The 21,728-nt window shown below is 60.9% G+C and carries 23 protein-coding genes and 1 tRNA gene; 13 read left to right on the top strand and 11 right to left on the bottom strand.

Translation table 11 applies throughout. The features are described from left to right. The first annotated feature begins 50 nt into the window (after positions 1 to 50). From HAT86_RS06760 to HAT86_RS06745, 4 genes are all read left to right on the top strand, one after another. Positions 51 to 959 (top strand): DMT family transporter, encoded by a 909-nt coding sequence (locus tag HAT86_RS06760; protein WP_167194815.1) that lies wholly within the window; start codon positions 51 to 53, stop codon positions 957 to 959. Positions 960 to 1,036: 77 nt separating this feature from the next. Further along, positions 1,037 to 1,801, top strand: a complete 765-nt coding sequence (gene hisF, locus HAT86_RS06755; RefSeq protein WP_167194812.1) for an imidazole glycerol phosphate synthase subunit HisF — start codon at positions 1,037 to 1,039, stop codon at positions 1,799 to 1,801. Next, positions 1,798 to 2,109: a phosphoribosyl-ATP diphosphatase gene (locus HAT86_RS06750; RefSeq protein ID WP_167194808.1), complete on the top strand. Its 312-nt coding sequence runs from the start codon at positions 1,798 to 1,800 to the stop codon at positions 2,107 to 2,109. Before hisF ends, HAT86_RS06750 begins: the two co-directional genes overlap by 4 nt. Beyond that, positions 2,106 to 2,396: a Dabb family protein gene (locus HAT86_RS06745; protein WP_167194805.1), complete on the top strand. Its 291-nt coding sequence runs from the start codon at positions 2,106 to 2,108 to the stop codon at positions 2,394 to 2,396. The genes HAT86_RS06750 and HAT86_RS06745 overlap by 4 nt, the downstream gene beginning before the upstream one ends. Before the next feature lie 90 nt (positions 2,397 to 2,486). Here HAT86_RS06745 and HAT86_RS06740 read toward each other — a convergent pair whose 3' ends face one another. The 3 genes from HAT86_RS06740 to rlmB form a co-directional block, all read right to left on the bottom strand. Then, positions 2,487 to 2,960 (bottom strand): CoA-binding protein, encoded by a 474-nt coding sequence (locus HAT86_RS06740; RefSeq protein ID WP_167194802.1) that lies wholly within the window; start codon positions 2,958 to 2,960, stop codon positions 2,487 to 2,489. 193 nt (positions 2,961 to 3,153) lie between these two features. Beyond that, entirely contained in the window at positions 3,154 to 3,483 is a 330-nt protein-coding gene (locus HAT86_RS06735; protein WP_167194799.1) for a hypothetical protein, read from the bottom strand. 24 nt (positions 3,484 to 3,507) lie between these two features. Next, the gene (gene rlmB / locus HAT86_RS06730) at positions 3,508 to 4,296 is read right to left on the bottom strand and encodes a 23S rRNA (guanosine(2251)-2'-O)-methyltransferase RlmB (RefSeq protein WP_167194796.1); all 789 of its coding nucleotides are present in this window, start codon (positions 4,294 to 4,296) and stop codon (positions 3,508 to 3,510) included. Between the two features lie 139 nt (positions 4,297 to 4,435). Here rlmB and HAT86_RS06725 point away from each other — a divergent pair. Then, positions 4,436 to 4,519: transfer RNA gene (locus tag HAT86_RS06725), tRNA-Tyr, on the top strand. Positions 4,520 to 4,645: 126 nt separating this feature from the next. Continuing rightward, positions 4,646 to 5,653 carry a hypothetical protein gene (locus tag HAT86_RS06720; protein WP_167194793.1) on the top strand — a complete coding sequence of 336 codons (1,008 nt, stop codon included), beginning with the start codon at positions 4,646 to 4,648 and terminating at the stop codon, positions 5,651 to 5,653. A gap of 29 nt (positions 5,654 to 5,682) precedes the next feature. On the opposite strand, the gene HAT86_RS06715 is transcribed toward HAT86_RS06720, so the two are convergent. Then, positions 5,683 to 6,096: a VOC family protein gene (locus HAT86_RS06715; protein WP_167194790.1), complete on the bottom strand. Its 414-nt coding sequence runs from the start codon at positions 6,094 to 6,096 to the stop codon at positions 5,683 to 5,685. Positions 6,097 to 6,197: 101 nt separating this feature from the next. Between HAT86_RS06715 and HAT86_RS06710 the strand changes: the two genes are divergently transcribed. The 4 genes from HAT86_RS06710 to HAT86_RS06695 all read left to right on the top strand — a co-directional run bounded on the left by HAT86_RS06710 (position 6,198) and on the right by HAT86_RS06695 (position 12,525). Continuing rightward, entirely contained in the window at positions 6,198 to 7,478 is a 1,281-nt protein-coding gene (locus HAT86_RS06710; protein ID WP_167194787.1) for an O-acetylhomoserine aminocarboxypropyltransferase/cysteine synthase family protein, read from the top strand. A 15-nt stretch (positions 7,479 to 7,493) separates the two neighbouring features. Continuing rightward, the gene (locus HAT86_RS06705; protein WP_167194784.1) at positions 7,494 to 7,856 is read left to right on the top strand and encodes a hypothetical protein; all 363 of its coding nucleotides are present in this window, start codon (positions 7,494 to 7,496) and stop codon (positions 7,854 to 7,856) included. Between the two features lie 185 nt (positions 7,857 to 8,041). Then, positions 8,042 to 10,465 (top strand): hypothetical protein, encoded by a 2,424-nt coding sequence (locus HAT86_RS06700; protein ID WP_167194781.1) that lies wholly within the window; start codon positions 8,042 to 8,044, stop codon positions 10,463 to 10,465. Between the two features lie 143 nt (positions 10,466 to 10,608). Then, a complete protein-coding gene (locus HAT86_RS06695; RefSeq protein WP_167194778.1) occupies positions 10,609 to 12,525 on the top strand; it encodes a cation:proton antiporter domain-containing protein in 1,917 nt (638 codons plus the stop codon). A 70-nt stretch (positions 12,526 to 12,595) separates the two neighbouring features. Here HAT86_RS06695 and cobT read toward each other — a convergent pair whose 3' ends face one another. After that, a complete protein-coding gene (cobT, locus tag HAT86_RS06690) occupies positions 12,596 to 13,612 on the bottom strand; it encodes a nicotinate-nucleotide--dimethylbenzimidazole phosphoribosyltransferase (RefSeq protein ID WP_167194775.1) in 1,017 nt (338 codons plus the stop codon). An 82-nt stretch (positions 13,613 to 13,694) separates the two neighbouring features. Between cobT and cobS the strand changes: the two genes are divergently transcribed. Beyond that, positions 13,695 to 14,456 carry an adenosylcobinamide-GDP ribazoletransferase gene (gene cobS / locus HAT86_RS06685; protein WP_167194772.1) on the top strand — a complete coding sequence of 254 codons (762 nt, stop codon included), beginning with the start codon at positions 13,695 to 13,697 and terminating at the stop codon, positions 14,454 to 14,456. Between the two features lie 54 nt (positions 14,457 to 14,510). Here the strand turns inward: cobS and HAT86_RS06680 are convergent, their stop codons facing one another. The 5 genes from HAT86_RS06680 to HAT86_RS06660 all read right to left on the bottom strand — a co-directional run bounded on the left by HAT86_RS06680 (position 14,511) and on the right by HAT86_RS06660 (position 19,444). Then, positions 14,511 to 15,020 (bottom strand): CarD family transcriptional regulator, encoded by a 510-nt coding sequence (locus tag HAT86_RS06680; protein ID WP_167194769.1) that lies wholly within the window; start codon positions 15,018 to 15,020, stop codon positions 14,511 to 14,513. A gap of 279 nt (positions 15,021 to 15,299) precedes the next feature. Continuing rightward, positions 15,300 to 15,638, bottom strand: a complete 339-nt coding sequence (gene fdxA, locus HAT86_RS06675; RefSeq protein WP_167194766.1) for a ferredoxin FdxA — start codon at positions 15,636 to 15,638, stop codon at positions 15,300 to 15,302. 52 nt (positions 15,639 to 15,690) lie between these two features. Next, a complete protein-coding gene (locus HAT86_RS06670; RefSeq protein WP_167194763.1) occupies positions 15,691 to 16,071 on the bottom strand; it encodes an RNA-binding S4 domain-containing protein in 381 nt (126 codons plus the stop codon). 14 nt (positions 16,072 to 16,085) lie between these two features. Further along, positions 16,086 to 18,914 carry a helicase-related protein gene (locus HAT86_RS06665; protein ID WP_167194760.1) on the bottom strand — a complete coding sequence of 943 codons (2,829 nt, stop codon included), beginning with the start codon at positions 18,912 to 18,914 and terminating at the stop codon, positions 16,086 to 16,088. A gap of 23 nt (positions 18,915 to 18,937) precedes the next feature. Beyond that, entirely contained in the window at positions 18,938 to 19,444 is a 507-nt protein-coding gene (locus HAT86_RS06660; protein ID WP_231125842.1) for a tetratricopeptide repeat protein, read from the bottom strand. 129 nt (positions 19,445 to 19,573) lie between these two features. Between HAT86_RS06660 and HAT86_RS06655 the strand changes: the two genes are divergently transcribed. After that, positions 19,574 to 19,861: an SCP2 sterol-binding domain-containing protein gene (locus HAT86_RS06655; protein ID WP_167194754.1), complete on the top strand. Its 288-nt coding sequence runs from the start codon at positions 19,574 to 19,576 to the stop codon at positions 19,859 to 19,861. Beyond that, positions 19,861 to 20,826: an alpha/beta fold hydrolase gene (locus HAT86_RS06650; RefSeq protein WP_167194751.1), complete on the top strand. Its 966-nt coding sequence runs from the start codon at positions 19,861 to 19,863 to the stop codon at positions 20,824 to 20,826. Before HAT86_RS06655 ends, HAT86_RS06650 begins: the two co-directional genes overlap by 1 nt. Here the strand turns inward: HAT86_RS06650 and HAT86_RS06645 are convergent, their stop codons facing one another. Beyond that, positions 20,827 to 21,657, bottom strand: a complete 831-nt coding sequence (locus tag HAT86_RS06645; protein WP_167194748.1) for a fumarylacetoacetate hydrolase family protein — start codon at positions 21,655 to 21,657, stop codon at positions 20,827 to 20,829. Positions 21,658 to 21,728: the final 71 nt, after the last annotated feature.

The raw sequence follows: 21,728 nt of genomic DNA, 5'->3' as shown, positions 1-21,728 counted from the left end.
GGCCGGTTTGCCCATACACAATACCGTGACACCCCAAACCAGGCTTATCCATGCCCGACCCACAGCGCTTGCAGACACCTTCGCACACCGGCCCCGGACGCCCGATACCGGCGGCTGTGCCGCTGTGGGTCACTTTGTTGACGGTCGTCACGGCGATGTTCAGCATCGTGACCGGTGACACCGCTGGAAAGGCCCTCAGCGCGTCGGGCGCACACCCGTTTTTCGTGGCATGGGCGCGGTTTGCCATGGCCGCGCTGGTGCTGCTGCCGTTCAGCGGTCTGCGACGGGCCGAGCTGGCACAGCTGTTTGATTGGCGTATCCTGATGCGCGGCGCGCTGATCGCCGGGGTCATCTCATCGATTCTCACCGCGCTGAGATATGCCCCCATGGCCGATGTGTTCGGGGCCTTCTTCATCGGGCCGATCATCTCGTTCATTCTGGCCGCATGGTTGCTTGGGGAACGGATCACGCCACTGCGCTGTGTGCTTCTGGGGCTTGGCTTCAGCGGCGTTCTGCTGGTTGTCAAACCGGGATTCGGCGCAGGTCCGGGCATGGGTTTTGCGCTGTTGGCGGGGGTTTTCTTCGGCAGCTTTCTTGTGACCACGCGCTGGCTGGCCGGATCGTTTCGGCCGCGCTTTCTCGTGATCTCGCAATTGCTGGCGGGCAGTCTTTTGCTGGCGCCGCTGGCCTTTGTGGTGGGCGCGCCCGCGATGACCGCATGGCTATGGCTGCTCTTCGCCATCAGCGCCTTCGGATCTGCTCTTGGCAACCTGTTGCTGGCGGTGGCCAACCGCCATGCCCCGGCCTCGGTGATCGCCCCGTTGATCTACACACAACTTCTGGCCGCCACCTTTCTGGGCTGGCTGGCCTTCGGCGACTGGCCCGATGCGCTGTCGCTGACCGGGCTGGCGGTGATCCTCGCCTCGGGGATTTTGTCGCTCAGGCTGTCGCGGCGGTAATCCCGGCGGATGTAAAAACGCCGCGCCGTGCAGGTCAGACCTTTTCAAAGCCCCATGTTTCGGGATACCTCACCGGCATGTTGAAGGTCCGCATCATCCCCTGCCTCGACGTGGCCGATGGCCGCGTGGTCAAAGGCGTGAATTTCGTCAACCTGCGCGACGCGGGTGATCCTGTCGATGCCGCCCGCGCCTATGACGCCGCCGGCGCGGACGAGCTGTGCTTTCTCGATATCCATGCGACCCATGAAAACCGTGGCGTGATGCTGGATGTGGTCACCCGCACCGCCGAGCAATGCTATATCCCGCTCACTGTGGGCGGCGGCGTGCGAACAGTGGACGATGTTCGCGCCTTGCTGCTCGCAGGCGCGGACAAGGTCAGCTTCAACTCTGCCGCCGTGGCCGACCCTGACGTCGTGCGCCGCGCCGCTGATCAGTTCGGCAGCCAATGCATCGTCGTGGCCATTGACGCAAAAACCGTCAGCCCCGGAAAATGGGAAATCTTCACCCATGGCGGGCGCAAACCCACCGGCATCGACGCCGTCGAATTCGCCAAGCTTGTCGAGGCCAAAGGCGCCGGTGAAATCCTGCTGACCTCAATGGACCGCGACGGCACGCGCGCGGGGTTCAACCTGCCGCTGACCCGCGCAATCTCGGACGCGGTTGATATTCCCGTCATCGCCTCGGGCGGTGTCGGCGATCTGGATCATCTTGTCGATGGCGTCACCAAAGGCGGCGCATCAGCGGTGCTGGCCGCCTCGATCTTTCACTTTGGCGATTACACGATCCAGCAGGCCAAGGATCACATGGCCGCCGCAGGCGTGCCCATCAGGACAGGCGCATGACCCTAGACGACCTTGAACAGATCATTGCCGCCCGCGCGGCCGCCGACCCAAGCGAAAGCTGGACCGCCAAGCTGCTGGCCAAGGGCCCTGAAAAGGCGGCCGAAAAGTTTGGCGAAGAGGCCATCGAAGCCGTAATCGAAGCCGTGAAAAACGATCCCGAACGCCTCACCTCCGAGGCTGCGGATGTGCTGTTTCACTTGCTGGTCATGCTACATGCCCGCGGCGTCCGTGTGGCCGACGTGATGGATGAACTCGCTCGCCGCCAATCCCGATCCGGCCTTCAGGAAAAGGCATCGCGCCCAGAATGATCCGTCACATCGTATTTTTCACCGCCCGCAACCCCGACGATCTGGATCGCATCCGCGACGGGCTTGAAACCCTCTCGAAAATCCCCCACGCCCGCCATTTCGAAGTGCGCCGCAACCTGCATGCCGACCGGCTGACCGGGGCCGAGGTTGATTTCGTGGTCTATGCCGAGTTCGACAATCAGGCTGATCTGGACGCCTATAAATCCCACCCGATCTATGCCCGCGCCATCGAATTGGTCAAACCGTTGCGCGACATGCGCATCGCCGCTGATATCGAAACCGGCTGAGCACCCTCGCGCAGCGCCCCACCTTCATTGTTCGAAAAATACTCCGGGGGAGTCGCGCCCCGCGCGACGGGGGCAGCGCCCCCTGACCCCTTATAGTTTCGACGAAATCACGCCGGTGTTAAAACCGCCCATGCGCAATTCCCCGAACAGGCGCTGATATTCGATCTTAGGGCAGCGGTTCATCACCACATCCACCCCGCGTTCGCGCGCCACGTCAGCCGCCGCCTCGTTGACCACACCGATCTGCATCCAGATCGTCTGCAATCCGGGAAACAGCGCCAATGCGTCATCCACGATGGGCGGCACATGTTCGGGGCGGCGGAAAATATCCACCATGTCCACCCCGCCTTCGATCTCGGCCAAACTGGCCACCACACGCGCGCCGAAAACCTCTTGGCCCGCGTGGCCCGGATTAACCGGCACCACGTCAAAACCTTTCAGTTTCAGGTAGCGCGCCACGTAATAGCTGGGGCGCACCGGGTTCAACGACATGCCGACAACCGCCACACGGCGGGTGCGGGTCAGGATCTTGCGCAAAAAGGCGTCCGAGTAGGTCTGGGTCATGCGTGATACCTTATCCCTGTTTCGCGGAAGAAAAAAGCGCCCAAGGATAACCTTGGGCGCCAGTCGCGGAACGAGGGACAGTGAAGTGAAGCGCCGATGTTCCGTATCGACGCCTCTGACTGATACGTAGGTGCGTGTTTCAAAATATAAAGGGGGTGATCAACAGGATGTGAACACGCACCACTTGTGCCGATCAGTCGAAAATATCTTCGACCACGTCCCATATCTCTTCCAGCATCTTGCGGGCAAAGGGCTTGCGCCGTTTTCGGGGCTTGTGCCGCACCCGATCCCCCAGCGCAAAGCGGCGTTCTTCTTCCCAGTCTATGCTGGCCTTGCGACGGCGCGGGTCGGCCCGGCGTTCCACTGGCGCGGGTTTTCCAGCTTTCGTGGTGGCTTGCGGCATTGCCTTCATGTCGTGCAAGGGCGCGCCGCAGCTTGAACAGGTCAGTTCGTGACGCCCTTGATCAAACACCAGCGCTGCGCGCGTGCCGCAATAATTACAAGTGGCGATTTTGTGGCCCATGTCCCCTCGAACCGTATGAGAATCTCAACCCGTTCGTGATCCATATAGGGCAACCGCCGCCGCGTTGGAGACGTTGAGCGAGCCAAACGCGCCGATAAATGCGATTCGCACCAATTGGTCGCAGCTTTCGCGCGTCTTTTCGCGCAATCCCGGCCCTTCCGACCCCAGAACCAGCGCAATCGGCTGATCGCGCCGTCCCTCCAGCGCGGTCTCCAATGTCATTTCGGCCTCACCAGCCAGCCCAAGCACGGTATAGCCCATGTCTTTCAGGGCCTCGATGGACCGCGCAAGGTTTGTGACGCGCAAATAAGGCTGACGTTCCAACGCGCCGCTGGCGGTTTTGGCCAGCGCGCCGGTTTCCGGCGCGGAATGGTGGCGCGGGGCGATCACGGCGCAGGCCCCGAACACTTCGGCCGAGCGCAGAATCGCACCCACGTTATGCGGGTCGCTGACCCGGTCCAGCAGCACCACGCGCGGCGCGGCCTCACCCGGCGGTGCGGCGCAGATATCCTCAAGAGCGCCCCAATCCAGCGGCTTGACCTCCAACGCGGCCCCTTGATGCACTGATTGCGGATCAAGCGGCGCGTGGAACTTGCGCGGATCGGCCATGTCAGGGTCGATCCCGGCGGTCGCGATCGCGTCGGCCAGTTTGTCAGCCGCGTTCTTGGTCACGATCAGCCGCAGCTTCTTGCGCGCCGGGTTCATCAACGCGTCGCGAACGGCGTGCAGGCCGAAAAGCCAAACAGTTTCGGCGTCGGCCGCCTTTTTGGCCTGTTCTTTGTCGATCACCCAACGGGGTTTTTTCTGGGCCATGCCGGTCCTTTCCTTACGCGGCGCGACAATGCGCGTGCGCGTGTCGCGGCGCAAGGCATTTTCCGGTTGACGCTGCACCACGGCTTTCCTAAATACGCCATCACGCTTCAAGGCATCTTGTTGGATGTTTTGGGCAAGTGGGCGACAGGCCGCAAGGTGTGGCAGGGGACTGTAACTCCCTCGCGGAGACGCACGCTAGGTTCGATTCCTAGGTCGCCCACCACTTTCCCCTTTAAACGCGACCAGCGGCAAAAAATCCGCCAAGAAAAGAATTCCTTACCTTCCCCTTCTGCCTGTCCACCTTCCTGCTTATACTGCGCGGAAGGCATAACCGGGCAGAGTGTGAGTGATGGCCGAAAAGGCAGGGAAAACCCCCAACCCCTACAATATCGTCATTGTCGGTCAGGCAGGCCGCTTGCAATACGAGGCCGTGCTCTTTGCCGCCTCGTTGCGCGCCAATTCGCCTGATTTCGCCGGTCGCCTGATCGTGGCCGAGCCGCAACCCGGCCCCCTTTGGCAAAATGATCCAACCATACGCGGCGACGACACCCGCGATCTGCTGGCGCATCTCGGCGCCGAGATCGTGCCCTTCGCCACGCGTCACTTTGGGCAGGCCTACCCCTATGGCAACAAAATCGAGGCGCTTTTGGCGCTTCCCAAAGGTGAACCCTTTGTTTTTTTCGATACAGACACATTGGTCACCGGTGATCTTGCCACCGTGCCCTTTGATTTCGACCGCCCCACCGCATCCCTGCGGCGCGAAGGCACATGGCCGGAAATTCAGCTTTACGGGCCGGGCTACACCGCCACATGGAAATCGCTGTATGACAAGTTCGGGCTGGATTTCGAAAGCTCGCTTGATCCGAACTACCCCGATGAGTTTTGGCGGCGCTACCTGTATTTCAACGCTGGGTTTTTCTTTTACAAATGCCCGCATGTGTTTGGCCAACGCTTTTTGGACTATGCGTTGGCCATCCGCGATGACGCACCGCCTGAACTGATCTGCCAATCGCTTGACCCATGGCTGGATCAGGTGGCGCTGCCCTTGGTCATCCATTCCCTGGGCGGGGGGCGTGACACGCTACCAGCGGGGCTGCTGGATGGGGATGTCACCTGCCACTACCGCCTGCTGCCACTGCTATACGCCCGCGAATCGGACCGGGTGGTCGAGGTGCTGGAAGAGGTCTCGGCCCCCAACAAGATCAAGAAAGTGCTGAAATCCCACGATCCGATGAAGTTCATGATTTATCACGGGCGAGGTCAAAAGGTGCGGGCGCTGTTTGATCGCGATAACCTGCCCCGCAAGGAACAGGCCATTCGCAACACGATCAAGCGTAATGGCTTCTGGATGCGCTAAACCGTGCCTATGAATTGGGCGCAGCGTGCTTAGGCGTCAAACACGCCCGCCATATCGGCGAACCCCTTGATCTCGATCGGGTTTCCAGACGGGTCGCGGAAAAACATCGTCCATTGTTCGCCCGGCTCTCCCTCAAACCGCACCGACGGCGCGATGATGAAAGACACGTCTGCGGCCTCCAGACGGTCGGCCACCTGCCGCCACACCTCTAGCGGCAGCACAACACCAAGATGCGGCATCGGCACCATATGCTCACCCACCTTGCCGGTGGCTTTGGTGGCGAACGGCTCGCCCAGATGCAGGCTCAGTTGATGGCCGAAAAAATCGAAATCGACCCAAGATTCGGTCGATCGTCCCTCAACCGCCCCCAGAAGCCCGGAATAAAAATCCCTTGAAGCGTCCAGATCGCGAACATTGATCGCCAAATGAAAGGGGTATGCCATATCGTCTCCTTGCGCGGTGCTGTTCGGGCCTGCCCAGTTGTGACGCACCTTCCAATGCCCTACACCTTTGGTCAATGAATTCCGCAGGAAGGACCAGAAAAATGGCACACGGCTTTGAAACCCTCCAAATCCACGCAGGCGCCCGGCCCGATCCGGCCACGGGCGCGCGGCAAACGCCCATCTATCAGACCACGGCCTATGTGTTTCGCGATGCCGAGCATGCCGCCGCGCTGTTTAACCTGCAAGAGGTGGGCTACATCTATTCCCGCCTGACCAACCCAACCGTAGCCGCGCTGCAAGAACGCCTTGCCACTTTGGAGGGCGGCGCCGGCGCGGTTTGCTGTTCGTCGGGGCACGCGGCGCAGATCATGGCGCTGTTCCCGCTGATGGGTCCGGGGTTGAACGTGGTCGTGTCGACCCGCCTTTATGGCGGCTCGATCACCCAGTTCAGCCAGACGATCAAACGCTTCGGCTGGGAGGCCAAGTTTGTCGATATCGACGATCTTGATGCTGTTGAGGCCGCGATTGACGACAACACCCGTGCCGTATTCTGCGAATCCATCGCCAATCCGGGTGGCCATATCGCTGATCTGGATGCACTGTCTGCGCTGGCCGACAAGGCGGGCTTGCCGCTGATCGTCGATAACACCTCGGCCACACCCTACCTGTGCCGCCCGATTGAACACGGCGCGACGCTGGTGGTGCATTCGATGACCAAATTCCTGACCGGCAACGGCACTGTGACCGGCGGTGTCGTGGTGGATTCGGGCAACTTCAATTGGTCCGCATCGGGCAAGTTCCCCTCGCTGTCCGAGCCCGAGCCCGCCTATCACGGCCTAAAGTTTCACGAAACATTCGGCCAGCTGGCCTTTACCTTTCACGGAATCGCCATTGGCCTGCGCGATCTGGGCATGACCCTGAACCCGCAAGCCGCGCATTACACCCTGATGGGGATCGAAACCCTGTCCTTGCGGATGGAGCGCCATGTTGAAAACGCCGAAAAAATTGCCGGCTGGCTGGAAAACCATGACGCCGTTGAAGGGGTAACATATGCGGGCCTGCCCTCGTCACCCTATCATGACCGCGTGGCGCAGATTTGCCCCAAAGGCGCAGGCGGCTTGTTTACCGTGGCGCTCAAGGGCGGCTATGACGCCTGCGTCAAACTGGTGGATGGCCTTGAGCTGTTCAGCCATGTCGCCAACCTTGGCGATACCCGCTCGCTGATCATCCACTCGGCCTCGACCACGCACCGCCAACTGACCGAAGAGCAACAGGTCGCCGCCGGGGCCGCGCCCAACGTGGTGCGGATTTCCATCGGGATCGAAACCGCCGACGACCTGATCGCCGATCTGGATCAGGCCTTGGCCAAGGCGGGTGGCTGAACAGGTTCACAAAGTTTGACCGACAAGCGGGCTCCGAGCATTTCGGGGCCCGTTTTGCTGTGGACCCAAGGCGGCGCGGCCAGCGGATCAACAGGGCATGGGGTTTGGGTCAGGGCGCGCTGGCGCGGAATCAAGGCCGCAGGCCGCTGCGCCATCGACGGGCCGCCCCTTCGGCCCGGCGATTGGGCTGGTTTGAGACCGGAGCTTGAACGTCGCGCGCCAGTGGCTGCGATAAAGTGCTACAGCACAAAGGCTGGATCGCCGCGCCGCGGCCCGTCGGTGGCGCAGCTCATTGTGCAAAAGCGCGGTGGCTTTGGCGCGGCGGCGCGACGCGCCTCGATTCCGCGCCGTGCAATGGGGTTGGTTGGTGCGCAGTGAATGCGCCCCCTGCGGAGGTGTCTGGATCGTCGCGCTCGGCAGGAATGCGCTCCCTACAGGGTTGACACCTAGGCATCTTATTTTACGTCGCTTCAACCCTTTGCCTCGGCGGCATGCTGCTGTAGAATCAAGCAACTGCAGGAGGCGACTCCCGCATGGTCTTGGCGAGTGTTAGAACAATACGCATGAAACCAAATTTTGCCCTCACGCTTTCTTTCGACGGCATCGGCCTTTTGCATCGTGCCTTTTCCGGCTGGCATGATGTGGGCGAGATTGCGTTGGACACGCCCGATCTTGATGCCGATCTGGCGGCGCTGCGCGACAAGGGCTTGGCGCTGGCCAAGGGGCCGATGCTATCCAAGCTGGTAATTCCCGACGCGCAAATCAAATACCTGACATTCAATGGCCACGGCGCCAGCGGTGAGGCGCTGATTCAAGCCGTCCGCGATCATCTGGACGGTGCCACGCCCTACGCGCTGGACGATCTGGCCTATGACTGGTCGCTTGAGGCCGGTCAGGTTCATGTGGCCGCCGTGGCGCGCGAAACGCTGGACGAGGCCGAAGCCTTTGCCGACACCCACGGGTTCAACCCGGTCAGTTTTGTCGCCCGCCCCGCCGATGGCAAGTTTATCGGCGAACCTTGGTTCGGAGAGGCGGCGCATGTCGCCCGCCACCTGACCGACGGCGACAGCGTTGAACGCGATACCACTCCGGTGCACGTTGTCGGCCCCGCGCCGACACCCGAACCACAAGACAGCGCCCCAACACCGCCAGAGGACGAAGCATCCCAAACACCGGACGCAAACCGCACACCTGAGGACGCGCCCGACCTGACAGCACAGGCAGACGCCAGCGATAGTGCCAAGGATGCCCCCACCAAGGCGCAGCCCGACACGGTCGCTGACGTCGACCCCACCACCCCGGACAGTGCCACGGACGCTCCGGCCGCCGCGTTCCGGTCGATCCGCGCCCGCCGCGACGAAGACCTGACCCTATCCACCCCGCGGCTGGATGGCGTTGCCCGAAACGCCCCAACCCCGGACGCCGATACGCCGGCGGCCTCGGGGACAGGTGAGCCCAAAGACGCCATGTCTGACACGGAAGTGGCAGATCTGGCCGCCTCGCTCACCGCATCACTGGATGCCGACGAAAGCGATACCGCCGACGACGGGCCCGCGCCGGAAACCGCGCACAGCTCGGCCGTGTCGTCCTTTTTTACCCGCCGTGACGCCACGCTGAGCGCGCCACAACCCACCGTGCCAGCCCCCCCGCAGGATGAAAAACAGCGGATGACCATTTTCGGAGCGCGCGACACAGCCGCCGTGCGGGGCAAACCGCGCTACCTCGGGCTTTTGCTGACAGGATTGCTGCTGCTGTTTTTGCTAGGGGTAGCGGCATGGGCCTCGGTTTTCATGGATGACGGCATTGCACGGCTGCTGCGGGGCGAGGACAGCCCCCAAATCGCAGCAACGCCCGATATCGTCGATCCCCCGCAAGAAACACCGCCCCCTGCGCCCGCCAAGGACACCGAACCGTCACCCGATCCTGAGCCCTCCGTCAGCCCGCCTGCCCAAATCCCGACGGCGGCACCGACCCCGGATGAAGCCCGCGCGCGATACGCCGCCACGGGCATTTGGCAAATCGCACCCAAGGCGCCAACGGCTCCGACGATCCTGACACTTGACGATTTTTATCAGACCTCGATCGACCCAGAGGTGAAGCCCGTCGATGCCGTGGCCCTGCCCGACATCGCCAAGACTGTGCCGGACACGCGCCCCGATACACCGGGCCGCCCGCCCGCCGCCGGCACCCAGTTTCGTGTCGATGAGCGTGGGATGGTCATCGCAACCGCCGAAGGCGCGCTGACACCGCAGGGCGTGCGCGTCTATGCCGGGGCTCCCCCGCTGACGCCGCCGCAATTGCCAGACCGCCCCGAGGCGGTTGTCTCGGACTTGCCAACAGAAGAGGTGCTGCGCCTGATGGGCGTCCGCCCCCGCCTGCGCCCCGATAATCTGAGTGAGCAAAACGAACGCGGTTTGTTGGGATCGGGCGGTCGCACACGAACCGAACTGGCCTCACTGCGCCCGCGCCTGCGCCCCGAAAGCGCGCAAGAGGCCGCGATGGCCGCAATCCAAGACACCAGCGACACCTCAGACACCGACAGCGATGCCGTGGCCGCCGCCTTGGCCGAAGCCGTGCAAACGCCACCAGACTCCTTCGAGACCGCAACCGCCCAAGCGGTGCGCGCCTCGCTTAAACCCAATCAGCGTCCGCGTGATTTTGACCGTGTCGTCGCCCGTGCCACTCAGGCCGCGCGCAGTGCGCCTGTCAGCCCGTCGCAAAAGGTCACGCCAAGCGCGCCCACCACCACAACCGTGGCCCGCGCTGCCACCGAGAAAAATCAGATCGCCTTGCGGCAGGTCAACCTGATCGGCGTTTATGGCAGCCCCTCCAACCGGCGCGCCTTGGTGCGGCTGTCCAATGGACGCTATAAAAAGGTCAAGGTCGGTGACCGTCTGGATGGCGGGCAAGTGGCCGCCATCGGCGACGGCGAACTGCGCTATCAAAAACGCGGCCGCAACATCGTTTTGCGGATGCCGCGCGGCTAAAGGCCCGCTTAGCACCGCTGCCACATCCCTGCTAAAAATGGTCTTTGGGCGCTGCTGCGCATTGCGACTGTCACAGTCGCGCCGTACCCTATGCCGCAGGCATCTGCCCCTCATGCAAATTCAACAGGCAAGGCACACCCCGAATGGAAGGTTTCCTGTTTCAGGCGTCAATTTTTCTGGCCGCTGCGGTGATCGCGGTGCCCTTGGCCGCGCGTTTGGGGCTCGGCTCGGTTCTGGGCTATCTGGCTGCTGGCATTGTGATTGGCCCGATCTTGGGACTTGTCGGGGGCCACGAAACGCTTGAGCTACAGCACTTCGCCGAATTCGGTGTTGTGATGATGCTGTTCCTGATCGGGTTAGAGCTTGAGCCGCGTGCGTTATGGGATATGCGCCATCGACTGCTGGGCTTGGGCGGGTTGCAGATTTCCCTGACGACACTGCTCGTTATGGCCGTGGCCATGGGGTTTGGCCTTCCCGTCGGCATGGCTTTTGCGGTTGGGATGATCTTTGCCCTGTCCTCGACCGCGATCGTGCTGCAAACCCTGTCCGAAAAAGGGCTGATGCAAACCGGTGGCGGGCGGTCGTCTTTTTCGGTGCTCTTGACGCAGGATATCGCCGTTATCCCCATGCTGGCGCTTTTGCCGCTGCTGGCGCTGCCCAAATCCCCCGACAAGGTTCTGTCGGACACGCTGGACCGCATGGGGCAAACCAGCATTGATAGCTATCAAGCCAACGGCGCACATGAGGTCGCGACCACCTTTATTGACAGCCTGCCGGGATGGGGCGTCACGCTGATGACGCTGGCGGCCGTGGGCGCCATCATCTTGGCCGGGATTTATCTGATCAATCCGGTATTTCGCTATATCCACGCCGCCCGCCTGCGCGAAATGTACACTGCACTGGCCCTGCTGATCGTCGTCGGCATTTCCGCGGTGATGAGCTTGGTCGGGCTGTCCCCGGCGCTTGGAGCGTTTCTGGCGGGTGTGGTTCTGGCCAACTCGGAATTCCGCCACGAGATGGAAAGCGATATCGCCCCTTTCAAAAGCCTTCTTCTGGGCCTTTTTTTTATCACTGTGGGCGCGGGCATCAATTTTTCGGTTCTGGCGCGTGATACATTCGCAGTGCTGGGTTTCGCGCTGGCGGTGATCCTGCTCAAGGGGCTGATTTTATATGGTCTTGGACGGGCCTTTGGCTTGACCGGGCGAAACCTTTGGCTATTCACATTATCCTTGGCACAGGCAGGCGAGTTTGGGTTTGTCCTGATTTCTTTCTCGGCACAGCAAAACGTGCTGCCGGCTCAGCTGACCGAAATGCTGTTGTTGGTGGTGGCGCTGACCATGCTGATCACGCCGCTATTGTTTATCCTTTACGATTGGCTGTCCAACCGGATGGAAGACACCGTCGAACAACTGGAACCTGACCAGATCGACGAACAGGCGCCGGTGATCATCGCGGGCATTGGCCGCTTCGGTCAGGTGGTCAACCGTCTGGTCCGGTCCAGCGGATTCAACACCGTTGTCCTTGATCACGATCTGGCGGCCATTCAGCGCATGCGCCGGTTCGGGGTCAAAGGGTTCTTCGGCGATCCGACCCGCCCCGAATTGCTGAACGCGGCCGGCTTGCACAAGGCCAAGGTGCTGGTCGCGGCTTTGGACAATCCCGAAGCCACAACCCGCCTTGTGGCCTTTGCCCGACGTGAGAACCCTGGGCTGCACATTGTTGCGCGCGCCCGCGACCGCACCCATGTGTTCCGCCTCTACAAAGCCGGGGCCAATGACATCGTGCGCGAGTTGTTCGACAGCTCGATGCGCGCCGGGCGCTATGTTCTGGAAAACATGGGGTTGACCGAGTTTGAGGCCGCCGAGCTGGAAAAAACCTTTTACCGCCACGACAGGCAATCTGTCCGCGATCTGGCCGCGCTGTGGGATCCAGATACCCCCACGATCGAAAACAAGGCCTACATCGCCCGCGCGAAAGAGCTTGAGAACGAACTTCAGACAATGCTGTTGTCGCAACTGGAGGAAACCATTGACGACCAAGCCGATAGCACCAAAGGTTAAGTTGCGCCGCAGCGGTCACAAATAGGGGTTCACAAAAGCGCGTCACACGCACAACACGGTTTTTCAGTCGTCAGGCGTCGCTGACACCGGCCTCAGCGAATGTTGCCATGCCTGAATGACACGCCACCGCGCCTTGCAAAACCGCGATAGCCAAGGCCCCGCCGGATCCTTCGCCCAACCGCATGTCCAGCGACAGGATGGGATCTTTGTTCAGGTGCTTCAGTATCTTCGCGTGCCCCACCTCGGCGCTGACGTGGCCTGCAACCGTATGGTCCAACGCGTCGCGCCGTGCCGCATGTAGGCACGCCGCCGCCGCTGTGCAGATAAAACCATCTAGTATCAATGGAATCCGCAAAAGACGCGCCCGCACCATCGCCCCCGCCATCGCTGCCAACTCGCGCCCGCCAAGGCAGCGCAACACCTCTAGGCCGTTGCTTTTACAATCCGCGTTGACCGCGACTGCGCGTGCGACCACCGCAGCCTTGTGGGTTAGCGCGCCCCCCTCAACACCGGTGCCACGCCCGGTCCACTCCTCGGCTGCGCCCCCGAACAACGCCGCGGCAATCGCCGATGCGCTGGTGGTGTTGCCGATCCCCATCTCGCCAACCACAAGCACATCCGCCTTGGGATCAACAGCGTGCCACCCCACGCCCAACGCCTCGACAAAATCGCTTTCGCTCATCGCCGGACCTTGTGTGATATCATGGGTTGGCCTGTCCAACGCCAAGGCGTGCACATCCATCCGCGCCCCGACCGACTTGGCCAACTGGTTGACCGCCGCGCCCCCGGCTTGAAAATTGGCGACCATCTGCGCGGTGACTTCGGCAGGAAAGGCGCTGACGCCTTGAGCCGTTACGCCGTGATTGCCCGCGAAAACGATGACTTGCGGGGTCGAGATGCTGGGCTGTGGATCACTGCGCCAGCCGCAATACCATGCCGCCAAATCCTCAAGCCGACCAAGCGCACCAAGGGGTTTGGTCAACTGCCCATTCCGCGCTTGGGCCGCGTCCTGCGCGGCACGATCAAATGCGGGAAGCTGTTGAAGTATCTCGGAAAACTCAGATAGTGTCGTGAAATCTTGGCGCATTCGCGTTCCCCATTGCATGCCGGGCTCGCTCCCATGTAACGCAGGCGGGGCACCGGTCGCAGCCGAAAAAGGCCCGAAGCTGATGAAAAACGACCAACCTCTTGTTTGCGCGCGGGATTTCCCCTTGGCCCTTGCATTACTGACGCGCCTACCGGTGCATGTGTCGGGTTTTGACCGCACGGCGCAGGCCGCTTGGGCCTTTCCCTTGGTCGGTTTGGTCATCGGCGGGGTGGCCGGTTTCACCGGGCTTATGGCCAATTCCCTTGGACTACCAAGCCCCATCAATGCATTGATTTCGTTGTTTGTTCTGGTTTTTTTAACCGGGGCTATGCATGAAGACGGGATCGCCGACAGCGCCGATGGCCTTTGGGGCGGATGGGATGCGGCGCGCCGCTTGGAGATCATGAAAGACAGCCATATCGGCAGCTATGGGGTATTGGCCCTGCTGTTCAGCTTTGCGGCCCGTTGGGCGGCCTTGTGGCTGTTGTTTGATCTCGGCCAAGGTTTTGGTTTTGCGGCCATATTGTCAGGTGCCGTGGCGTCGCGTGCCATGATGCCCGCGCTGATGGCAGCACTGCCAAACGCGCGCGCCTCCGGCTTGTCGCACAGAACGGGGCGCCCCTCGGCCACCACGGCGGCTGTCGGTCTGTGCATTGCGTTTTTGGTGTCTGTGCTGCTTCTTGGTTGGGTCGGGCTGTGGGCCGTCATATGCAGCGGGTTGGCGGCCATCGCCATCGCGTTCCTTGCCAGCAAGAAAATTGGTGGCCAAACCGGCGATATCCTTGGGGCGGCGCAACAACTTTCTGAAATCGCGGTTCTGTTTTCACTGTTGATGCTGCACTAAAAAAGGCCGCGCCTTGCAGGACGCGGCCTTCTGTTCATGGAACCTCGTGGCGCGTCAGGCTGCGCGTGAGATCAAAACCTCATCAACTTGCTTGGCCGCCTGCACTTCGTCATCACCGCTGACAGCGGCCACCTCACGGGTCAGACGCTCAAGCGCGGCTTCATAAAGCTGACGCTCGGAATAGCTTTGCTCACGCTGCTCATCCGAGCGGTGCAGATCGCGCACCACCTCGGCAATCGCGATGAGGTCGCCGGAATTGATCTTTTGCTCGTATTCCTGCGCGCGGCGCGACCACATGGCCTTTTTGACCTTGGCTTTACCTTTCAATGTCGACATCGCCTTCGAGACCACATCAGGGCTGGACAGTGACCGCATGCCGACCTCGGTGGCCTTGTTTGTTGGCACACGCAGCGTCATCTTGTCTTTTTCAAAGGACACAACAAACAATTCCAGAGACAATCCGGCAATTTCCTGTTCTTCGATCGACACGATTTGCCCCACACCATGGGCGGGGTAAACAACGTAATCGTTAGGCCGAAACTCTAGCTTTTTCGCTTTGCTCATTCAGATCTTCCTCACAGGGCTGCGGGACAAAGCCAAAGCCCATCTGCAAAAGGCGAACCCTCATACGGATGGTTTAAGGCCAAAAAATACCCATCCCGGCGATGGCGCCGTGGGGAATGGATATTTGGCAGCATTCTACATTTGTAACATCTATATAGCACAAAAAACGTGCTTTCGGAAGTGGCCTACGATGAATCACCGGGTTTGTTAATAAAAACCAAGGCCTTGCATGTGTGATCCTGTTAAAACGTCAGGCTCTCTAGGTCCAACACACCCGAATCAGCCGCCTTCACCCGGCTTTTCCGAGAAATATTTTTCCATCTTGCCGGCCTCGCCGTCGCGATCTTCTGCATCTGGCAGTTGATCTTTCTTGGTGATGATGACCGGCCACATTTCCGAATATTTGCGGTTGAATTCAACCCACCGTTCCATTTCCGGCTCGGTGTCAGGGCGGATCGCGTCAGCGGGGCATTCCGGTTCACAGACACCACAATCAATGCATTCGTCGGGATGGATCACCAGCATGTTTTCCCCTTCGTAGAAACAGTCTACGGGGCACACCTCGACACAGTCGGTATATTTGCATGCGATGCAGTTGTCCGTCACGACGTAGGTCATCTTGGTCTCTCAACTTAGCGGATTTACGGTTCACCTAATCCAGCGGCATGGATCAATCAAGCGTCTCCGGACGGTTCAGGTCCAGTTTGCGCCGATCGCGCTTGGTTGGGCGACCTTTTCCTTCATATTTCGGCGCAGATGGGACGTTTGGCCGCTCCTCTGGTGGGCTCAGGTCTTCATACAGCGCCTGCGCCTCGGGGGCTGGGCCGCGCCTTTCGCCAAGCGCCAGAACACGAACAACACGCGTCGCGCGCGCTTGTGGAAAGGTCAACACGTCACCCGGAGCAACCGCATGCGCGGGTTTTGATACCTTGTCACGGTTGACCCGCACATGCCCGCCCGAGACCAACTTGGCCGACAGGCTGCGGGTTTTGAAAAAACGCGCATGCCAAAGCCATTTGTCCAGCCGGATTTTGGCAGGTGCCTCAGCCAAGCAACCGCCCCCGATCAGCCCTTGTCTTTCAGCCCCATAAGGGCTGCGGCAAAGGGGTTGTCCGGGTCAATCTGGTCTTTTTTCTTCTGCGGCTTGGCCGAGAACGTTTTGGCCCCCTGATCCCGGCGCGGCTTGCCTTTGGCAGGTGGTTTGCCAGCTTTGCCCTTGGGCTTGTCACCCCGTGGCTTGCCCCGGTTGTCCTGACCTCCACGTGCAGCACGACCGGCCCAAGTGAACGTGTAGAATACTTCGATTTCCGGCTCAGACGGCTCGGCGGCGGGCGGTTCTCCGGGCAGGACTTCGCCTTCGCTGGCTGCGGGGATATCGGCAGGTTGCTCTGGCTGTTCGGCGGCTTCGGAAATGATCGGCGCTTCGCCCTCATCCGGGATCGCATTGACCACTTCCTCGGCGGCCTCGGCCTTGGCATCATCTGCCGGGGCCTCAGCCATCGCCTGATCGACCGGTTTCACCTTTTCACGTTCGCCCTTTTCGGCCTTGTAACCAAGGCCCTGCATAAGGTCTGCGAACTGTTCCAGCGTCATGCCGGTAATCGACAGCATGTCAGCCTTGGCTTCAAACCCCGTGCGGGTGTCTTCTGCCCGCAGCATATCGGCCAAACGTTCCAGCATGTCGATCCGAATCGCCCGTTCCCCGGCGGCGCGATACCCGGCCATCGAATGATAGCCCCGCGGCGCAGCTTTCGCGGCGGGCACGGTTACCAGACCCGGCGGCGGGGCTTCGGGGAAATCATCCAGACCTTGGGCCAGCGACCATAACACCAAACGCAAGCGCGTCGGGGCGGGTTTCAGCAAAAGCGGCATGAAAATGGTGAACTGACCAAAGCGCACACCATGCTTGCGCAACGCGCCGCGCGCGTCCTGATCAAGCGCTTTCACCTCGTCGGCCACCTCGCCGCGCGGGATCACGCCGAAGTTTTCGACCAGTTGGAAGCCGAACCCGCGCGCCAGACCGTTCAGCGCCTCGTCACGCTGAATGTTCAACAGCGGCTCGAACAACGTGGCAACCTTGCGGTCGATGAAATGCTGCAAGCGGCGCTGCACCTTTTGGGCCAAATCCGCGCCAGCCTCGTCATCAACGAAGGCCTGTGCCTGCGGCTTGAGGGCATCCGCCCCGGCCACCAGTTTACCCACAGCCTGATCGCCCCACATCAGGCCACCCTGCTCGGTAAAATCAATTTCCGTGTCAGGCGCGTTATAGAACCGATCCGCCTTGAGATGGAAATGCGGCGCAAGCGCCTGCAGGCTGGCCTGCGAAATCGCCTTGGCCTCGGGCCCTGCCCCTGACTTGTCCTGCCGGAAGCGGAACCCTTCCAAACGACCGACGAATTCACCTTCGACCGTCACATCACCGTTTTCATTCACTTCGGCCACCATGGCCTCCTTCTGCTTGAGCCGGCGCAAAAGCACGGATGTGCGCCGGTCCACAAATCTTTGGGTCAAACGCTCGTGCAGCGCATCTGACAGGCGGTCTTCTACCGCGCGTGTTGCGCCGCGCCAATGTGTTTCGTCATCAACCCAGCCTTTTCGCTGCGCAACATACGTCCAAGTTCGAATATACGCGAGACGTTTTGACAATGTGTCGATATCGCCATCGGTCCGATCAATACGGTTGACCTGCCGGGCCAACCAATCATCGGGGATGCGGCCATGCTCGTGCAGGTCACAATAGATACGCTCCAACAGCCCCGCATGTTCGGCCTGACTGATTCCGCGAAAATCCGGCACACGGCAGACATCCCACAGCAGGCGCACAGAGGCCCCATCACTGGCCCGCGCCCGCACTTCGGCCACCTGCCCCAAAGTTTTCAGCGCGCCCAGATCATCGGCTTCGCGTGCCCGGACCAACCAATCGTCCTCGGGCTTGACCTCAAGCGCCCCAATCAGCGCATCAAGGTTGACAAAGGGCAACCGGGCATTGCGCCACTCCAACCGCCGAATGGGTACGAAACGGTGATCGGTGATTGCCTGTGCCATCTCGTCCGGCAACGGCGGCGCTTCTCCGGTCACACCGAAGGTGCCATGGCTCATCCCGCGTCCGGCGCGCCCTGCGATCTGCGCCAGTTCGTTTGGCGCCAACGAACGCATCCGACGCCCGTCAAATTTGCTCAACGATGAAAAGGCGACGTGATCAATATCCAAATTGAGCCCCATGCCAATGGCATCGGTGGCCACCAGAAAATCCACATCGCCATTTTGATAGAGCGCGACTTGCGCGTTGCGTGTCCGCGGGCTGAGCGCGCCCATCACGACAGCCGCACCGCCCTTTTGACGGCGCAGCAGTTCGGCGATTGCATACACATTATCAACCGAAAATCCGACAATCGCGCTTCGGGGTGGCAGCTTGCTTATCTTTTTCGAACCTACATACGAAAGCTGCGACATTCGTTCGCGGCTCAGGAACTCGACGCCCGGAACCAGTGCGGCAATCGCACCGCGCATGGTGTGACTGCCCAAGAACTGGGTTTCGCGCAGGCCGCGCATGCGCAGCAGCCGGTCGGTAAAGACATGGCCACGCTCAGGATCGGCGCACAATTGAATTTCATCAATCGCCACAAAATCCGCGCCCAGACCTTCCGGCATCGCCTCGACCGTGCAAACCCAATATTGCGTTCGCGCGGGCACGATCCGTTCCTCGCCGGTGACCAAGGCCACCACGGACGGGCCACGCAGCGCAACAATCTTGTCATAGACTTCACGTGCCAACAGGCGCAGCGGCAGGCCGATCACGCCAGTGCGATAGCCCAGCATCCGTTCGATTGCGAAATGGGTCTTACCCGTATTCGTCGGCCCCAGAACCGCAAGGGTTCTTGACTGATCGGCCATTGGTTTGCTCCGTTTCGGTCAAGTCACAGCTCAGAGCCGCCGACCTGACTGCCCAGTCTCTCCAAGGCCTTGGTTACGGCTTCGTGATGGGGATGTATAGCCAAGACACGGGTAAAGGCACGATGCGCCAAATCGGGTTGGTTCAGTTCTTCCAAGATAACCCCAAGCCCGTGGATGGCATTGAAATGCCTCGGGTTCAACGCCAACGCCTGTTCGATATCGGCAAGCGCCAACCCGTAGCGACCAACCCGCGAAAACGCCACGGAGCGCATGTGCCACCCTTCGGCAAAATCTGGCGCATGATCGATCAAGGCGCTGAAGTGCTCGATCGCCGCCTGCGAATCACCTGCTTCCAATGCATCACGTCCACGCCCAAGCAAAAGGTCCATCGCAGCCGACCCGGATTGCGCCCACGCATGTTCAATATCACGCGCCGCACGCCGGGCATCGGCAGGCTCTGCCTGTTCCAGCCGGTCAAACAAATCGTCCAGCCGTGCCGGGTTTTGCCCTGTGGCTGGTAAGGAAAACATGACTACGGCAAAACCTGCCGCGACGATACGATTGAGATATGGATGTTTTACGCTCATAACCCTTGTGATTGTAGCGTTTGACGCCGGGTTGCACACCCCCCGGTGCGGCAAAAGCAGGAGGAGACCCCTATGAGCGACATTATCACAGCGGCCGTGACAGCCCTCAACGACAAGATCAGCGAGGATTTCGACGGCTCGGCGAAATTCCACATTGAGGGTGAAGGCGCCATCGTGATCGATTCGGACGGCGCACGCGCGTCCGATGACGCGGCTGACGTGACCCTGACGGCGGATGCCGACACGTTTCAGGCCATTCTTGACGGCGACATGGACCCGACCGCGGCGTTTATGTCCGGCAAACTGACCGTCGATGGCGATATGGGCATGGCGATGAAACTGGGCAGCGTGCTGGCCTGATGGAACGCGCGCCTTTCTTTGCGGATATCGACGATGGCCCAAAGGGTGGCGCTGCATGGTGGCTGACAGCCGATGACGGTCTAAGGATTCGCGTCGGCGTTTGGTCCAAAGAGGCGGCGAAGGGCACTGTTTTGCTGTTCCCCGGCCGCACCGAGTATATCGAGAAATATGGCCGCGCCGCGCAGGATTTCGCGCAGCGCGGCTATGCAACGCTTGCCGTGGACTGGCGCGGCCAAGGGCTGGCTGACCGGATATTGAATGACCCGATGTCAGGTCACGTCATGCATTTCACCGACTATCAGCGCGATGTGACGGCAATGATGGCCGCAGCCGAGGCACTGGATTTGCCAGGGCCTTGGCATCTTTTAGGCCACTCCATGGGGGGCTGCATCGGCCTGCGGTCCGCAATGGAAGGTCTGCCTGTTGCCAGCTGTGCGTTTTCAGGGCCCATGTGGGGGATTCGCATGGCCTCATCGCTCAGGCCGCTGGCATGGTCGCTGTCATGGGGCAGTCGACGGTTGGGTGTGGGGCACTTGTATGCCCCCGGAACGGCCTCGGACAATTATGTTTTGACTGAACCGTTTGAGACTAACAAGCTGACCTGCGACCGTGGCATGTATGACTACATGATCGAACAGGCCAATGCGCATCCGGAACTGGGGCTTGGCGGGCCAAGCCTGCATTGGTTGCACGAAGCGCTGAAAGAAACCCGCGCACTGGCGCGCAAACCCTCGCCAAATCTGCCCTGCCTGACGGTTCTGGGCAGCGACGAGGATATCGTTGATGTGGACCGGATATACGACCGGGTGAACCGCTGGCCCGGTGCAGAGCTGGAGGTGATAAACGGCGGACGCCACGAGGTGATGATGGACAGCACCGCGATGCGCCAGCACGTGTTTGACAAGATCGGCGCATTTTATGACCGCGCCACCGACCGGCTTGATCAAACGGCGGAAACCGCCTGATCAGCCGTCCCGCCCGACCGTCAGCCGTTGTTCGCCAAGGCCGCTGATTTTTGCAACCACCTCATCCCCTTCGCTCAGGAAGCGTGGCGGTGTCATGCCCATGCCCACGCCGGGCGGTGTGCCGGTGGCAATCACGTCGCCGGGGTGCAGGCTCATGACGTGGCTCAGATGTGACACGATCAAAGGGATCGGGAAAATCATGTAGCGGCTGCTGCCGGTTTGCATCCGCTCGCCATTCACCTCAAGCGAAAGGTCCAGATCGTCCAGATCGCCCATCTCGTCCGGGGTGACCAACCATGGCCCGATCGGGCCGAACGTGTCAGCGCTTTTGCCCTTGGTCCACTGACCGGAAAGCTCCATCTGAAAGCTACGCTCTGACACGTCATTGGCGATGCAGAAACCGGCCACATGGTCCATGGCATCGGCCTCGGACACATATTTGGCCGGTTTGCCGATCACGATGGCCAGTTCGACCTCCCAATCGGTTTTCTGTGATCCCCGGGGCATAAGAATTGTGTCGTTCGGCCCACAAATCGCCGACGTGGCTTTCATGAAAACCACGGGGTGATCCGGCGGTGTCGCACCAAGCTCTGCCGCGTGATCCGAGTAATTCAGCCCGATGCAAATAAATTTCCCAATCTGCCCAACCGGCGGGCCAAGTCGCGGCGACCCGTCGACCAAGGGCAGACCGTTGGGATCAATATTGGGAAGTTTACCCAGAACCGCGCCCGCCAAATCCGGCACAACGCCTGACAGGTCGCGCAAGCGCCCCTCGGCATCCAGCATCCCGGGACGTTCCTGTCCCGGCTCTCCGTATCTGACGAACCGCATGATCTATTCCCTTGTCATTTCGCGTGCAGGATAGCCGCTGGTCCGCCCGGCGCAAGAGGCTGGCAGATCAT

Source organism: Roseovarius gahaiensis (assembly GCF_011601345.1).
GTDB lineage: Bacteria > Pseudomonadota > Alphaproteobacteria > Rhodobacterales > Rhodobacteraceae > Roseovarius > Roseovarius gahaiensis.
Note: the sequence above shows the minus strand (reverse complement) of the source record. Positions and strands in the feature narration are given on the sequence as shown.

Coding starts and splice junctions, on each gene's coding strand:
- HAT86_RS06760 (WP_167194815.1), top strand. CDS start 51: ATGCCCGACCCACAGCGCTTGCAGACACCTTCGCACACCGGCCCCGGA.
- hisF (WP_167194812.1), top strand. CDS start 1,037: ATGTTGAAGGTCCGCATCATCCCCTGCCTCGACGTGGCCGATGGCCGC.
- HAT86_RS06750 (WP_167194808.1), top strand. CDS start 1,798: ATGACCCTAGACGACCTTGAACAGATCATTGCCGCCCGCGCGGCCGCC.
- HAT86_RS06745 (WP_167194805.1), top strand. CDS start 2,106: ATGATCCGTCACATCGTATTTTTCACCGCCCGCAACCCCGACGATCTG.
- HAT86_RS06740 (WP_167194802.1), bottom strand. CDS start 2,960: ATGACCCAGACCTACTCGGACGCCTTTTTGCGCAAGATCCTGACCCGC.
- HAT86_RS06735 (WP_167194799.1), bottom strand. CDS start 3,483: ATGGGCCACAAAATCGCCACTTGTAATTATTGCGGCACGCGCGCAGCG.
- rlmB (WP_167194796.1), bottom strand. CDS start 4,296: ATGGCCCAGAAAAAACCCCGTTGGGTGATCGACAAAGAACAGGCCAAA.
- HAT86_RS06720 (WP_167194793.1), top strand. CDS start 4,646: ATGGCCGAAAAGGCAGGGAAAACCCCCAACCCCTACAATATCGTCATT.
- HAT86_RS06715 (WP_167194790.1), bottom strand. CDS start 6,096: ATGGCATACCCCTTTCATTTGGCGATCAATGTTCGCGATCTGGACGCT.
- HAT86_RS06710 (WP_167194787.1), top strand. CDS start 6,198: ATGGCACACGGCTTTGAAACCCTCCAAATCCACGCAGGCGCCCGGCCC.
- HAT86_RS06700 (WP_167194781.1), top strand. CDS start 8,042: ATGAAACCAAATTTTGCCCTCACGCTTTCTTTCGACGGCATCGGCCTT.
- HAT86_RS06695 (WP_167194778.1), top strand. CDS start 10,609: ATGGAAGGTTTCCTGTTTCAGGCGTCAATTTTTCTGGCCGCTGCGGTG.
- cobT (WP_167194775.1), bottom strand. CDS start 13,612: ATGCGCCAAGATTTCACGACACTATCTGAGTTTTCCGAGATACTTCAA.
- cobS (WP_167194772.1), top strand. CDS start 13,695: ATGAAAAACGACCAACCTCTTGTTTGCGCGCGGGATTTCCCCTTGGCC.
- HAT86_RS06680 (WP_167194769.1), bottom strand. CDS start 15,020: ATGAGCAAAGCGAAAAAGCTAGAGTTTCGGCCTAACGATTACGTTGTT.
- fdxA (WP_167194766.1), bottom strand. CDS start 15,638: ATGACCTACGTCGTGACGGACAACTGCATCGCATGCAAATATACCGAC.
- HAT86_RS06665 (WP_167194760.1), bottom strand. CDS start 18,914: ATGGCCGATCAGTCAAGAACCCTTGCGGTTCTGGGGCCGACGAATACG.
- HAT86_RS06660 (WP_231125842.1), bottom strand. CDS start 19,444: ATGTTTTCCTTACCAGCCACAGGGCAAAACCCGGCACGGCTGGACGAT.
- HAT86_RS06655 (WP_167194754.1), top strand. CDS start 19,574: ATGAGCGACATTATCACAGCGGCCGTGACAGCCCTCAACGACAAGATC.
- HAT86_RS06650 (WP_167194751.1), top strand. CDS start 19,861: ATGGAACGCGCGCCTTTCTTTGCGGATATCGACGATGGCCCAAAGGGT.
- HAT86_RS06645 (WP_167194748.1), bottom strand. CDS start 21,657: ATGCGGTTCGTCAGATACGGAGAGCCGGGACAGGAACGTCCCGGGATG.